The organism is Faecalimicrobium dakarense, assembly GCF_000499525.1.
GTDB classification, from domain to species: domain Bacteria; phylum Bacillota; class Clostridia; order Peptostreptococcales; family Peptostreptococcaceae; genus Faecalimicrobium; species Faecalimicrobium dakarense.
In genome coordinates this window covers 1-13,395 of the sequence record NZ_HG529326.1, presented here as the reverse complement: position 1 = coordinate 13,395, position 13,395 = coordinate 1, and the positions used below count along the sequence as shown (strand labels likewise).

The window sequence follows — 13,395 nt, the reverse complement described above, 5'->3', positions numbered from 1 at the left end:
TTTAAGTTAAAAATTTATAATTTAAAAAGTTAATTAGTTAAACTAAATTTTATTTCTCATTAATAATTTGATGAGTCATTTTAACTAATTCATCTTGTGATAACTCAGAATCTTTTGCTAAAAAAGAGTAGTTGATTCCATCTTGTTTCCAACCTAGATATTGGATTTTAGAAATTTCAATATCTTCAGATCCAAAACTAAATACATATTTACCAGATGCTTCATCCTTTTTATCTTGTTCTGTCATTTCATAATCCCCTGGTACAAGCTTATTAGCATATGAATGATAATATACATCTATATCATTATATTTATCAATAAGCACTGATTTTTCATCTATTTCACCTAACATTCCTTTTTCCATGCTAAGGTTTATTCTACTTTTGTCTTTCTTATATTCAAAATTAAGTGCTTTTGTTTTTCCTAAAGAATTTCCATCTTCATCAAGTCCTTCATAATTTGAAGTATATCCATTTTCAAAAATATATCCATTTTCAAATTTATCAACTAATTTCGGATTAAACCCAAAATCATCATTTACTTGCTCAACTGAAGGTAGAGCAGTATAAGTTGGTATATTACTTGTGGATCCTACAGTAGAGAATAACTTTCCTGCTGCAAATGCAGTTGTTCCCAAGACAAAAGTAGATGCTAATGCAATTATAACTTTCTTCTTTAATGATCCATTTTTATATATTCTTCTATTTCCCATTTCACCATTCTCCTCTTGATCTGGCAAGTTATTTAATGTATCACTTACCTTATTTTTAAAACTTTTTGGTGTATCTGGAAAGGCATTATTCCAATTATAATTATTCATAAGTTACCTCCATATAATCTAACTTTATTTTTAATAACTTTCGTCCTTTTGCTAACCTACTTTTAACAGTTCCAGAAGGTATTTTTAAAATCTGCTTAATTTCTTCTACTGAATATCCCTCTACATAATAAAGAACAATTGTAATACGAATGCGCTCAGGCAATTTCCCAATAGCTAAATATAATTCGCTATAGTCTTTTTTATCGTCAGACTTTACAAACTCAAAACATTCTTCATAAGATACATTTGAAGTTTCTTTACGCTTTAAGCTATAGCATTCATTTATCAGTATTCTAATTAACCATGTTTTAAAAAATTTCTCTTCTTTTAATGTATGTAATTTGTCATAAGCTTTTAAAATTGACCCCTGAACTGCATCTTCACAATCTTGATCATAAATCAAAATTGATTTAGACACATGATATAAAGTACGTTCAGCTTCAAGAACGTTTTCTATAAATGTATTTTTATTCAATTAACTTCCTACCTTTCCATGCAAATTGTAGCGCTACTTCTTTGCCTTACACTAATTAGATGTATATATATACTAAATGGTTCATTCAATTTTAAATTAATTTTATTTATCTACGGATTTTATTAATTAGAAATATGCTTTAATTAAAAGGCTATAGTCTTATTTTAGACTATAGCCTTTATTTCGTAGTTTATAAAATTTTAAATACGTTAAATTTCAGTAAGATATTCTTTTTTTATTGCAAGGTGTTTTGTTGCAAAATTTGAAAAATGAAATACTAGCAAGATTAAAAGAAGATACGTATTTTTAATATTTAAAACAGCTGCGCATAGAATAAATAAAGCCATAAGTAAGCATGTAATTAAACTACTTTTAAATTGAAAGTTAAAATAATCATCTTTACTAGATTCAAGTTTATTACCATCTATAAGTTTAACATCACTTATCCAAACTGATATTTTCTTATTCTTAATACACCAGAAATTATAAAATATAAAACATGGAATAAATATTGCCGTGAATATGATGAGACTATTCATAAATAATCACCTCTTATTATTTTTATCAGGTTATTTTTATATAATATAAACTCTATAAAAATATATTTCCTGAGAAAAGATTTAAGAAATTATAAGTTAACCTATAGTTAAATTTATTAATTAAAAGTTAACTATCTATCCATTGTTAATGTAATTTACTTAACCTATACTATAAATATACCATATTAAAGGAGTAAATTAATGGAAAAGTTAAAAATTGGGGAAGTAATAAAATCACTAAGAAGAAATAAAAATGTAACTCAAGAGCAATTAGCAAATATAATAGGAATATCAACGCCTGCAGTATCTAAATGGGAAAGTGGTACAAGTTATCCAGATATAACAGTACTTCCTATACTTGCAAATTACTTTGAAGTTACAATAGATGAGTTATTAAATTATAAAAATGAATTAACTAAAGAAGAAATTGAAGAAATATTTAAAAAATGTGAAGATTTAATATCACAAGAAAAAGTAGATGAAAGCATAAAATTATGTGAAAAGTACATAAGAAAGTACCCATCTAATTATGAATTAAAGTTTAATCTAAGCGCCATATACACTTTAGCTGCTGTAAGAAGTGTAGCTGGTAGTGATAAGTACAATGACATAATTTCTAGGAATATAGAGATTTTATTAGATATAGTTGATAATACAAATGATATAAAAGAAAAAGAAGGTTCACTTATACAATTAAGTAGCCAGTACATGTTAATAAATAAGCCAGATAAAGCAGAAGAAATTTTGAAAAAAATATATAAACCAACATATGACCCACAGGGTATGTTATCAATTATATATCTTAGCCAAGGGAAGGTAGAAGAATCTAAAAAACTACTGCAAGAAATTTTATACAATGCCTTAATTGAAGCTAAAACTTCTTGTATGTCACTTGCAATGTCATATTACAATTATAAAGATGATATGGATGAAGAAGATATAGATTTTGAAAAAGCAAAAAACTATTATGAATTAGCTTTAGGTATTGAAAAATTAACTCCAGAAATGAATATGACACATACAATATATTCTCAATTAGCTCATATGTATATGAAAAAGAAAGATAGTGAAAACTCTATTGAGTCTTTAAGAAAAATCCTTGATTATCTAAGAGATGTAAATATTAATAACCGAATGAAAATTAATGATATATGGTATTTTGATAAAATGGAAGAAAAAACAATAAATATGAAAACTAATTTTTATGAACATATTATTGTGTCTTTAAAAGAAGGATTTAGTGATTTTATAGGGAATAAAGAATTTGAAGAAATAATAGAAGAATTAGAAGTATTAAGTGAGAAAAATAAAATTTAAAAAAAGGAGGAACTATGTTATTTATTGATGATAAAAAATCAAATTTGATAAGTAAAGTAATTATAATCATGACCGTAGTTATTAACATAGGGGCGTTTTTTATATTACCAGATCAAATATTGGTTCAGATAAATAAACCACACACAATGTTAAAGATAATTGTATTAGCTATGATACCAATACTTCAAATTTTAATATTCAATATAGGAAAGGAAAGAAGCGAGTTAGGTATGCATATGATAGCATTAATAATTATGCTTGTTGCTGACATAGCTGTAATAGGAATGAATTTGTTATAAAGAGGGAGACACAATGAGAGATATAATCAATTTTTTACTAGGAATGGGATTTATATTTTTATTAGGAATTTCATTTTCTCTATTTGATTACATGAGTAAAATGAAATATATAAAAGAAAGTATACTAAACAATTATGGAAAAGAAATAGATTTAGAAGATGTTAAATATAAAATGGTAAGTGTTTCAAGTTATTTTGAGAATAAAAAAATCAAAAAATGCGTAGACGATATAACTTGGAATGACTTAAGTATGGATGATATATATAAGAAAATAAACAATACTCAAAGTAGTGCAGGTCGTGATGTGTTGTATACTATACTTAGATGTCCATTATATGATAAAGAAGATTTATTAAAAAGAGACAAGGTTATAGACTACTTTAGAAATAATGAAGAAAAAAGAAGAGAAATACAATATACACTAGGAAAACTTGGGGAAAGTAAAGAACTATATACTACAAACTGTTTATTTAATGAAATGGATGATAGTAAGAGTAAGCTATTAAGATATAAAATTCTTTCATATATTCCTTTGATAAGTATATTATTATCATTTTTAAATGGATATTTCTTAATTTTACTTGTAGCAAGTATAGGAGTAAATATATGGATAAGCTATAATGATAAGCAGTATAATTACAATATAGACGGATTTACTTACATAATATCAGTAGTAAGGGCTGCAAATAAAATAAAAGAATTAAACATAGGTGATATTAATGATAATTTAGAAGATATATCTGATAGTTTAGAAAAAGTTAAAAAAATTAGAAATAAGTCAATGGGTGAAAGTTCTCCAATGATTAATTCGGATGTTAATGTATTTAGTGAATATATAAACATGATATCTTTAAAAGAATTAAGGGATTATGAGAAGGTTAAAAATACTGTTATAAAAAATTCTAAAGAGTTTAAAGAGATATACGATTATGTAGGAACTATTGATGCATTAATAGGTGTTGCTTCATTTAGAGATAGTTTAGATTATTATTCTAAACCAAATTTAATCAAAAGTAATTGTAAGGAAGAAAATAAAATAGAATTTGTAGATATATATCATCCACTAATAAAAAATCCTATAGCAAACAGTGGTATGTTTAATAATAGTGTACTTCTTACAGGTTCTAATGCATCTGGTAAATCAACATTTATAAAGACTGTAGCAATAAATGCAATATTATCTCAAACAATATTTACATCTTGTGCTAGGGAGTATAATTCTTCATTCTTTAATATATACACTTCGATGGCTTTAAAGGATGATATATTTAGTAGTGAGAGTTACTATATAGTTGAAATAAAATCTTTAAAAAGAATAATAGATAGTGTAAATGATGATGTGCCTTGCTTATGCTTTGTAGATGAAATATTAAGGGGAACTAATACAGTAGAGAGAATAGCATCATCAACTGAGGTTCTTTCGCATTTAGAAAAAATAATACTGTTTGTTTTGCTGCAACTCATGATATAGAATTAACTCATTTACTAGAAGATAAATTTGAGAATTATCACTTTGAAGAAACTATAACTGATAATGATATAGAGTTTGATTATAAGCTTCATAAGGGAAGGGCTCAAACTAGAAATGCTATAAAACTATTAGGTTTTATGGAATATGATAAGAATATAGTAGAGAAGGCTGATAATAGAGCTAAGGGATTCTTAGAAACAGGTAAGTGGTAATAAATATATAAATAAAAGGCTATATTCTAATATTAGAATATAGCCTTTTATTTAACTAAGTATTTGCTTAATTTTATTATTAATTTAATATTATTAAAAAGAGGGTATCTCAAGCATTACATAAGTATATTACTTGAGATACCTCTTTTTAGATTTAATCTAAAATGCGCATTCTATACGGTTAATATTTCTATATTCTACAGCCATTGGTACAAATCTAACTCTACCGCCGTCGCAAGCTATTCTAAATCCTTGAATACTCCTACGATCAGCTCTATCTACTATTAAAAAGAAATTAGAAGGGCTAAAACCTCTCCTCATGTCTATCCTAACTATTGCCATCCTTCTACAGTTATTTATAGTAAATTGCCCACCACCAGGTGATATAAAAGGAGTAGGAGATTGCCCACCACCAGGTGATGAAAAAGGATTAGTAGATTGCCCACCACTAGGTGATGTAAAAGTATTAGGAGATTGCCCACCAACAGGTGATGTAAAAGTATTAGGAGATTGCCCACCACCAGGTGATGAAAAAGGATTAGGAGATTGCCCACCACTAGGTGATGTAAAAGTATTAGGAGATTGCTCACCATCAGGTGATGTAAAAGGAGTATTGTTATCTCCTTCTGAATAGTTATTACCATCACCATCTTCATATTCATCATAATTCTCAAGATCTTCAAAAGGCATAGAAGGCGCAAATAAGTTAGCAACTTCTACGTATTCATTTGTAATATCCGCATCAGGATATGCATTTTGTAATTCTCTAATATATACAGCCATAAACTTATAATAATTGTCCCAATATTCTTGCCAATAATTTCTTTCCATTGTTGATTCCCCTTTTTATGATTATTCTGAAATTTATATTGTTCTATATATCATATGTAAATATTAGGAGAAGGTTCTTATTTATATGAAATAATTTACTTTAAAAATAAATAGATTATAAAATAATACTAATTAGTTTCAGAAGCTGGATAACCCATTAATATACTTTCTAATTCTTCCTCATTTAAGAACATAATATTTTGATTATATACATTATTATATCTAACGGATGTTCTTAATTTTGATGACATTTGAGATAAATCAAGTTTATCTATATTAGGTGTATTAGTAATTAATATATCAGTTTTTCTTGTAACTGAATCCTTAGCTATACCGCCTAGAGAAGATATTAGAAGCTTAGCCTCATGTCTTTCCATACAGCTTAGAGCACCTGTAAAAGAAACAACCTTACCTTTAAAGTAATCTGAATCTGAGTTAAATAGTGGATTAATTTCATCGCCATTATAAGTACTTGATTTAGATGAAGTCATACCAATATGAAGTTTACTACATGGAGTATATGAGTTTTTACCAAGTGAACCTAATTTAAATCCTACTAATTTTGATATATCATATATATTATCTAAGTTTAATTCCTTTGATATTTCAAGCAAGATATTAGCACATGCACTAGCATCTTCTGAAGCATGATGGTGCTTAAATTTATATCCTAAGTGCTTATTTACAGTACTAAGTTTAAAGTTATTTAAATAGTTATAAAATATTCTAGAAGCTACTAAAGTACAAGCGTAGTCAAATACAGGATATTCTATAGAGTATTTATCTAAAGTATTTCTAAGTACGGATATATCAAATGAAGCATTATGAGCAATTACCAATTGTCCTTCTAGATATGGCTTTATTTGTGGCCACAATTCATCAAATTCTTTTTCATTGATAACATCTGCTTCTCTAATACCGTGAACTTGTATATTTCTACTATCAAATATAAAAGGATCAGGCTTAATTAACCAATATCTTTCTTCAACTATCTTACTATTTTTTACAACTGTAATACCTAAAGAACAAGCTGATGCACGAAATGCATTGCTTGTCTCAAAATCTATTGAAACAAAATCCATAAAATTATTTTCCCTTCGTTATTTATATATTAATTATATATTAGTTTGTTAAATTTTAAAATTGGAGTTTATTAAAAAGACTATAGAGATGTTACTATTATTATTGTAAATATTATAAATTAACGAATTTTTTGAATTTATAGATTTTTATTTATATAAAGGATACAATTACTATAGATTATAAGAAAATTAGAGGTGAGGGCAATTAAAGATTCAGTAATATTAATGAGTTACTTAGCAATGATACTTATGGGTGGAGTAGGTGTACTTTTATCTAAATTTTTATCAGATAAAGTTATGTATTTAGATGAGCGAAGGTTTTTTGCAGAAGATAGAAGTGAATATATAAAAATAAAAAGAAAACAACTTAAAATGCTTGGATTATATTATATACTGATAGGAATACTGTTTTTAACTATTATAAAAAATCAAATTATTATTATGATACTTTCATTTTTAATGCCAGGACTAATAATAGGTAAGATGGAGCATAAATTAAAGCAGTTATATAAAGTACGTTAAATTAAATGAAAAGGGTTATGTTTTGCCAATAATTTAGAGTTAGATTATTTTAAGAAATGTAGGGGGAATTTTGATGAAAGATTCAGTAATACCAATGAGTAGCTTATTTGATGAATTTAAAGAAATAGATACTAAAAAATACATAATCAGAAAAATATGTTTAAATGACTCTAAAGATATTTTTGATATTTATGGAGATATTGAAGTAATGAAATACGATACTAGAAATCGAATTGAGTCAATAGATGATACAGAAGATTATATTAAATTAATACATAAGGGATTTGACAATAAATGGTTTATAAAATTGGGAATTGTAAGTAAAAATAGTAATGAATTGATTGGATCTATAGCACTGCATCATTTTGACTATGAAAAAAATAGAGTAGAAATGGGATATAATTTAAAAAGAGTTTACTGGAAACAAGGGATAATGAGTGAAGTATTAAAATCAGTAATTGATTATTTAGCAAAATATTCATCAATAAATGAAATTGAAGCCTCAATTCATTCTGAAAATATAGCATCTATAAAACTTGCAGAAAAGGTAGGTTTTAAACTGATTGAAAAATCAAATGATGATAGCTTGATTTTGAGGATAAGATTAAAACATTTTAACTAAATATATAATTAAAAACTATAAAAGGCTATATTCTTATATTTTAGAATATAGCCTTTAGTTTGTATTTGTAATTATGCTGCGAACTTTATCCTATAATAAGTACATACTTACAATATATTACCATATATTATAAATATGTACTAAAGGCTGGATTAACTATTAATGAGATATACAACCAATAAATATAAGATAGAAAAAACGAGAAAAGCAAAAGGGGGGAGTGTGAATGGAATTTAAACTAATAGAAACAACTAGATTATATTTAAGACAAATAACTCAATATGATGCAGATGATATGTTTGAATATCTATCAAATTATACAGTAACTAAGAACTTAGGGAGAGAGCCATTAAATAATATAAGGGAATCATATGAAATAATAGCCAATCTAGAAATTGACTATAATAATTGTAAAGGTATGAGATGGGCAATGGTGCACAAAGGTAGCAATAAATTAATTGGAACTATAGGATATGATTCATTAGATATTAAAAATAAAAAAGCAGAAATAGGATATGATTTAAATCCATATTATTGGAAGAACGGATTTACAATGGAAGCTATAAGTGAAGTAATAAGATTTGGATTTGAAAAATTAGATATAAATAGAATTAGTGCAGTAGTACTTTTGGAAAATGAACCATCCATTAAATTACTTAAAAAATCAGGATTTAAAAAAGAGGGTATATTAAGAGACTATGTTATACAAGACTACTCTCCTAAAGATGTAGAAGTATTATCTTTATTAAAAAGAGAGTATTATAGATAGTTAAATAATTATAAATCTTAAAAAAATATATAAAAAGATTTGTTTTGCAAAATAGTGGCAATTTTCGATTAATTACATAGCTTGTATTAAGCGAGTAAAACCGCTTAAGATAAGGAGATGATAATATGTTTTTCCGTTGTAGAGGCTGTAACAGATTATTCTTTCGCTTTAGAATCTGCAGAAGATGTGGATGTTGTTGCAGATGCTGTAGATGTAGACGATAATATTTAAATAATTTTTACAAATAGCCTACCATTAAATTAATATGAGTTGCCTCAAAGTGGTTAAGTAATCATTTTAAGAGGCAACTCTTTTTTATATGTTTATTATTCTTGACAGTATAACATTGTTTTGTTAGTATAAAAATATGAAACAAAACAATGTTACGTATATGGAGGGAAATTAAAGGAGGAGAGAGGTATGATTCAAAACGATACAGTTATTTCTGTAAATGGACTTGAAAAGTCCTATAAGAACTTAAAGGTTCTTAAAAAAGTTGATTTTAGTGTAAAAAGGGGGAGTATATTTGCTTTATTAGGATCTAATGGTGCTGGTAAAACTACTACTATTAAAATATTATCTACTTTAGCAAAGGCTGATAAAGGAAGTGTTAAAATTTGTGGATTTGATGTTTTAAAACAAGCGGATAAGGTTCGTAGGGAAATAAGCTTAACAGGTCAGTACGCTGCAGTAGATGAGGTTTTAACAGGAAGAGAAAATTTACAACTAATTGGAAAATTACATCATATTCATAATGTAGATAAAAAAGCTAATGAGCTGCTTGAAAAATTTAAGTTACTTGATGCAGCAGATAGACCAGCTTCAACTTATTCTGGAGGTATGCGTCGTCGACTTGATATAGCCATGGGTTTAATTGGAAATCCATCAGTTATATTTCTTGATGAGCCAACTACAGGATTAGACCCTCAAAGTCGTATAGCTATGTGGAATATTATTAAGGAGCTTTCTGCATCAGGCATTACTGTACTTTTAACTACTCAGTATTTAGAAGAGGCAGAACAACTTGCAGATGAAATTGCAATTTTAAATGAAGGAAAAATTGTAGCAAAAGGAACTGTAAAGGAGCTTAAAAAATTACTACCATATGGTCATATTGAATTAAGATTTGGTGATGAAAATGGTATAAAATTAGCCTGTGATTTACTTAGTGAATATAATGTAAGTTTAGATGAGAAAAATAGCACTATTTCAATTGTTACAGATGGAAGTATAAAACAAATGGCTGATATTTTAAATAAACTTGAAAAGTCAAATTTATTAGTTTTAGAGTTATCTCAAATAAAACCAACACTTGAGGATGTATTCCTTAATATTATAGGTGAAAATTAAGAAGGGGAGAATGAAAATGGAAAATAAATTTAAAAATTATTTAAGTGATACTTTAGTTATGAGTAGTCGTGTTATGAAGCATGCATTTAGAAGTGCTGATACAATAATAACTGTAATTGCAACACCACTTATGATGATGGTTATGTTTGTATATGTATTTGGAGGATCAATTGATACAGGAGATGTGAATTACATAAATTATGTACTGCCAGGTATAATTATAATGTGTGTTGTTAGTGGTATAGCTTATACAGCTGTACGTTTAAATGAGGATGTTACTAAAGGTATAGTTGAGCGTTTTCATTCTATGCCAATTGCAAAGTCATCAATACTAGGTGGACACGTTTTAACATCTTTAATATTTAATGCGTTTTCAACTGTAATTATTATATTATGTGCATTTGTAATGGGATTTAGGACTGATATAGGACTTAGTAATTGGGTTCTTTTATCAATATTATTATTGTTATTTATTCTTACTATGACATGGGTATCAGTTATATTTGGATTAATCTCAAAGAGTGCTGAAGGCTCTGCATCTTTTGTTTATATATTAATGATTTTTATATTTATAAGTCCTGCTTTTGCACCAACTGAAACTATGCCGAAAATTGTTCGTATATTTGCTAATAATCAACCTATGACTCCTATTATTGAAACAGTAAGAGCATTACTTTTAAATGAAAGTGTAGGAAATAATGCTTTAATTGCGATATTATGGTGTGTGGTAATCTTAATTATTTCATATATTGTATCTAATAGAATTTATAAAAATAAAACATCATAAGACATGTAGCATTATTATGCTTGACAGTGTAACATTGTTTTGATAACATGAATATATTAAATAAAACATTGTTATGAAAGTAAAATTTATAAATAGATAGTATTTTGAAAGGAGTTAATATGAATAATAAATTGCATTCTATAAGGTTAGATGGAGTAGGACGAAGTGGTGGCGGAAAATTTGAAGATATAAATATATCAGGTGTTTATTCAATCGGTGGAGATTTAAAATGCAATAAATTTGATGTATCAGGAGTATTAAAAAATAGTAAAAATATACATTGTGAAGAGTTTACGGTATCAGGAGTATTAAAGAGTAGTGAATCATTAGAAGCTAAAACTATAAATGTAGCGGGAGTTGCAACTATTGAGAAAAATATAAAGTCTCAAAATATTTCAGGAGAAGGTTGCATAAAGGTAAAAGGAGATATTGAAAGTGAGAAAATAGATATAGAAGGTAATATTAGATGTGATAGTCTTATAAACTGTGAAGATTTTTACTTATATACAGTAGGGGAATCAAAAATTGGTGAAATAGGAGCAACTAATATAGAAATATATGGTGAAGAAAAATCTAAGAATATATTTAAAGTATTTGTACCTAAAAAATTTAAAAATAACAAAGCATATATTAAAGTAATTGAAGGTGACAATATAAAGTTATCAGACTGTGAAGTTGATATAGTAAGAGGTAAAAAAATAGTTATAGGTGAAAATTGTAAAATAGATACTATAGAATATAGTGAAAGTATTGATATAAATGAATTATCAACGGTTGATAATGTAAACAAAATATAGGAGGAAAAATGGAAAAATCAAATATTAAGCTATTAGGTGATGGATTTATCTCTGAAGGTGAATATAATAATATAAATATTATAGGAAGTGGCGAATCTGTAGGTAATATAAAAGCAAATAAAGTAAAAATAATTGGAGATTGTAATTTTGATGGTAATTTAGAGTTTGAAAGTTTAAAAGTAGTTTCAGATTCTACTATAAAAGGTACTTTAAATTGTAAGGATTTTAAAGTAATAGGTAGTGCTAGGATAGATGGAGACTTAATTTGTGATAGTCTTAAGGTAGTAGGTAATTTAGTTGTAAAAGGAACTTGTAAAATAAATGATTTAGTGGTAACTGGAGAAATGGAGTCTTTTTATAACATGGAGTGTAATAATGTTACGATAAAAGGTTCTCTAAAATGCAGAGAAAGTATAAATTCTAAGTATATAAAATCTTATGGTGATTTAGAAGTAGATAAAAATATAGAATCAGAAATTATAAATATATATGGAAAGATTGTTTGTAATGGATTATTAAATGCAGAAGAAGTAATTATAGCTCCAAGAGGAAGATGTAAGTGTAATGAAATTGGAGCAAGTACTATAGAAGTTACAAAAAAACCTAAAGGAATTTTTAAGCCTGTTACTTTATTTGATAGAATAGGGACTTTAAGTTGTAACTTAATAGAGGGAGACAGGATAAGTTTAGAAAAATCTAATGTAAAAAACATAAGAGGCAAAGAAATTAAGTTAATTAATAAATGTAAAATTGATAATGTAGAATATAATGACGTATTAGAAGTTTCATCTGATTCTACTGTGGTAAGCAGTAGTAGGATTTAAGTAGGAGGAATTATGGAAGAGAATTTAATATCTAAAAAGGAATTACTAGAAGTTACTAATATTTCTTATGGACAATTATATAGATGGAAAAGAAAAAACATTATACCTGAAGAATGGTTTATAAAAAAATCTAGTTTTACAGGTCAAGAAACTTATCTACCTAAAGATAAGATACTAGAGAGAATAGAGTATATATTATCAATGAAAGATGATATATCTTTAGATGATATGGCAAATATGTTTGCTAAAAAGGATAGTGATAAAAAATTCCATATAGAAAATCTTATATCAAAGAATGCAATATGTGAAAATACTAAAAATATATTTGAACAAGTATATAAAATAGATGAAGTTGGGAAAAAAGAATTACTAGTATTAAATATAATAGAAAATTATTTAATTAAATCTATTATAACTATAGAAGAGCTGAAACAAATAATATCTATAATAGACAATAATTTTGATAAATTATATGATGAAGAAGCAAAAATATATCTATTTAGAAAATTAGGTGTACCTTTTACAGTTGGATGTAAGAGCGATAAAGATGTTTTCTTTGATGAAAACATGGTGAAAATTATTGATATTAATTTAGTAAAGGAAATAAGTGAAATAGCTAAAAAGATGATCTAAAGAAGAGAGATTCTATATATTTAAATTTATTACTTGTGGGATATG

At 26.5% G+C, this 13,395-nt stretch carries 16 protein-coding genes; 11 read left to right on the top strand and 5 right to left on the bottom strand.

What is annotated here, in order from left to right; genetic code table 11:
• Nucleotides 1-49: 49 nt before the first annotated feature.
• From BN899_RS08540 to BN899_RS08530, 3 genes are all read right to left on the bottom strand, one after another.
• Nucleotides 50-820, bottom strand: coding sequence for a hypothetical protein (locus BN899_RS08540; protein ID WP_042274642.1), 771 nt, complete (start codon nt 818-820; stop codon nt 50-52).
• Nucleotides 813-1,295, bottom strand: coding sequence for an RNA polymerase sigma factor (locus BN899_RS08535; RefSeq protein ID WP_042274640.1), 483 nt, complete (start codon nt 1,293-1,295; stop codon nt 813-815). The genes BN899_RS08540 and BN899_RS08535 overlap by 8 nt, the downstream gene beginning before the upstream one ends.
• A 209-nt stretch (nt 1,296-1,504) precedes the next feature.
• The gene (locus BN899_RS08530; protein WP_042274637.1) at nt 1,505-1,834 is read right to left on the bottom strand and encodes a hypothetical protein; all 330 of its coding nucleotides are present in this window, start codon (nt 1,832-1,834) and stop codon (nt 1,505-1,507) included.
• A 201-nt stretch (nt 1,835-2,035) separates the two neighbouring features.
• Here BN899_RS08530 and BN899_RS08525 point away from each other — a divergent pair, with 201 nt between their 5' ends.
• The 3 genes from BN899_RS08525 to BN899_RS19020 are packed head-to-tail and all read left to right on the top strand — an operon-like array spanning nt 2,036 to nt 4,921.
• Entirely contained in the window at nt 2,036-3,151 is a 1,116-nt protein-coding gene (locus tag BN899_RS08525) for a helix-turn-helix domain-containing protein (protein ID WP_042274634.1), read from the top strand.
• A 14-nt stretch (nt 3,152-3,165) separates the two neighbouring features.
• Nucleotides 3,166-3,450 (top strand): hypothetical protein, encoded by a 285-nt coding sequence (locus tag BN899_RS08520; RefSeq protein WP_042274632.1) that lies wholly within the window; start codon nt 3,166-3,168, stop codon nt 3,448-3,450.
• A 13-nt stretch (nt 3,451-3,463) separates the two neighbouring features.
• Nucleotides 3,464-4,921, top strand: a complete 1,458-nt coding sequence (locus tag BN899_RS19020) for a MutS-related protein (protein WP_052356752.1) — start codon at nt 3,464-3,466, stop codon at nt 4,919-4,921.
• Nucleotides 4,922-5,292: 371 nt separating this feature from the next.
• Here the strand turns inward: BN899_RS19020 and BN899_RS08510 are convergent, their stop codons facing one another.
• On the bottom strand, nt 5,293-5,964 hold the full coding sequence (locus BN899_RS08510) for a hypothetical protein (protein ID WP_052356750.1): 672 nt from the start codon (nt 5,962-5,964) through the stop codon (nt 5,293-5,295).
• Between the two features lie 128 nt (nt 5,965-6,092).
• On the bottom strand, nt 6,093-7,046 hold the full coding sequence (locus BN899_RS08505; protein WP_042274630.1) for an exonuclease domain-containing protein: 954 nt from the start codon (nt 7,044-7,046) through the stop codon (nt 6,093-6,095).
• Between the two features lie 225 nt (nt 7,047-7,271).
• On the opposite strand from BN899_RS08505, the gene BN899_RS08500 reads away from it, so the two are divergent.
• The 8 genes from BN899_RS08500 to BN899_RS08465 all read left to right on the top strand — a co-directional run bounded on the left by BN899_RS08500 (nt 7,272) and on the right by BN899_RS08465 (nt 13,350).
• Nucleotides 7,272-7,568, top strand: coding sequence for a hypothetical protein (locus BN899_RS08500; protein ID WP_147568518.1), 297 nt, complete (start codon nt 7,272-7,274; stop codon nt 7,566-7,568).
• Nucleotides 7,569-7,641: 73 nt separating this feature from the next.
• The gene (locus tag BN899_RS08495; RefSeq protein WP_042274626.1) at nt 7,642-8,190 is read left to right on the top strand and encodes a GNAT family N-acetyltransferase; all 549 of its coding nucleotides are present in this window, start codon (nt 7,642-7,644) and stop codon (nt 8,188-8,190) included.
• A 226-nt stretch (nt 8,191-8,416) separates the two neighbouring features.
• A complete protein-coding gene (locus BN899_RS08490; protein ID WP_042274625.1) occupies nt 8,417-8,959 on the top strand; it encodes a GNAT family N-acetyltransferase in 543 nt (180 codons plus the stop codon).
• 420 nt (nt 8,960-9,379) lie between these two features.
• Nucleotides 9,380-10,309, top strand: a complete 930-nt coding sequence (locus BN899_RS08485; RefSeq protein ID WP_042274623.1) for a daunorubicin resistance protein DrrA family ABC transporter ATP-binding protein — start codon at nt 9,380-9,382, stop codon at nt 10,307-10,309.
• 16 nt (nt 10,310-10,325) lie between these two features.
• Nucleotides 10,326-11,096 (top strand): ABC transporter permease, encoded by a 771-nt coding sequence (locus BN899_RS08480; RefSeq protein WP_042274622.1) that lies wholly within the window; start codon nt 10,326-10,328, stop codon nt 11,094-11,096.
• A 119-nt stretch (nt 11,097-11,215) separates the two neighbouring features.
• Nucleotides 11,216-11,893 carry a hypothetical protein gene (locus tag BN899_RS08475; RefSeq protein ID WP_042274620.1) on the top strand — a complete coding sequence of 226 codons (678 nt, stop codon included), beginning with the start codon at nt 11,216-11,218 and terminating at the stop codon, nt 11,891-11,893.
• An 8-nt stretch (nt 11,894-11,901) separates the two neighbouring features.
• A complete protein-coding gene (locus BN899_RS08470; protein WP_042274619.1) occupies nt 11,902-12,717 on the top strand; it encodes a hypothetical protein in 816 nt (271 codons plus the stop codon).
• A gap of 12 nt (nt 12,718-12,729) precedes the next feature.
• On the top strand, nt 12,730-13,350 hold the full coding sequence (locus BN899_RS08465; protein WP_042274618.1) for a DUF4004 family protein: 621 nt from the start codon (nt 12,730-12,732) through the stop codon (nt 13,348-13,350).
• The last annotated feature ends 45 nt before the right edge of the window (nt 13,351-13,395 follow it).

Excerpts from the sequence above, each read along its gene's own strand:
- BN899_RS08540 (WP_042274642.1), bottom strand. The coding sequence starts at position 820 with ATGAATAATTATAATTGGAATAATGCCTTTCCAGATACACCAAAAAGT.
- BN899_RS08530 (WP_042274637.1), bottom strand. The coding sequence starts at position 1,834 with ATGAATAGTCTCATCATATTCACGGCAATATTTATTCCATGTTTTATA.
- BN899_RS08525 (WP_042274634.1), top strand. The coding sequence starts at position 2,036 with ATGGAAAAGTTAAAAATTGGGGAAGTAATAAAATCACTAAGAAGAAAT.
- BN899_RS08520 (WP_042274632.1), top strand. The coding sequence starts at position 3,166 with ATGTTATTTATTGATGATAAAAAATCAAATTTGATAAGTAAAGTAATT.
- BN899_RS19020 (WP_052356752.1), top strand. The coding sequence starts at position 3,464 with ATGAGAGATATAATCAATTTTTTACTAGGAATGGGATTTATATTTTTA.
- BN899_RS08510 (WP_052356750.1), bottom strand. The coding sequence starts at position 5,964 with ATGGAAAGAAATTATTGGCAAGAATATTGGGACAATTATTATAAGTTT.
- BN899_RS08505 (WP_042274630.1), bottom strand. The coding sequence starts at position 7,046 with ATGGATTTTGTTTCAATAGATTTTGAGACAAGCAATGCATTTCGTGCA.
- BN899_RS08500 (WP_147568518.1), top strand. The coding sequence starts at position 7,272 with ATGAGTTACTTAGCAATGATACTTATGGGTGGAGTAGGTGTACTTTTA.
- BN899_RS08495 (WP_042274626.1), top strand. The coding sequence starts at position 7,642 with ATGAAAGATTCAGTAATACCAATGAGTAGCTTATTTGATGAATTTAAA.
- BN899_RS08490 (WP_042274625.1), top strand. The coding sequence starts at position 8,417 with ATGGAATTTAAACTAATAGAAACAACTAGATTATATTTAAGACAAATA.
- BN899_RS08485 (WP_042274623.1), top strand. The coding sequence starts at position 9,380 with ATGATTCAAAACGATACAGTTATTTCTGTAAATGGACTTGAAAAGTCC.
- BN899_RS08480 (WP_042274622.1), top strand. The coding sequence starts at position 10,326 with ATGGAAAATAAATTTAAAAATTATTTAAGTGATACTTTAGTTATGAGT.
- BN899_RS08475 (WP_042274620.1), top strand. The coding sequence starts at position 11,216 with ATGAATAATAAATTGCATTCTATAAGGTTAGATGGAGTAGGACGAAGT.
- BN899_RS08470 (WP_042274619.1), top strand. The coding sequence starts at position 11,902 with ATGGAAAAATCAAATATTAAGCTATTAGGTGATGGATTTATCTCTGAA.
- BN899_RS08465 (WP_042274618.1), top strand. The coding sequence starts at position 12,730 with ATGGAAGAGAATTTAATATCTAAAAAGGAATTACTAGAAGTTACTAAT.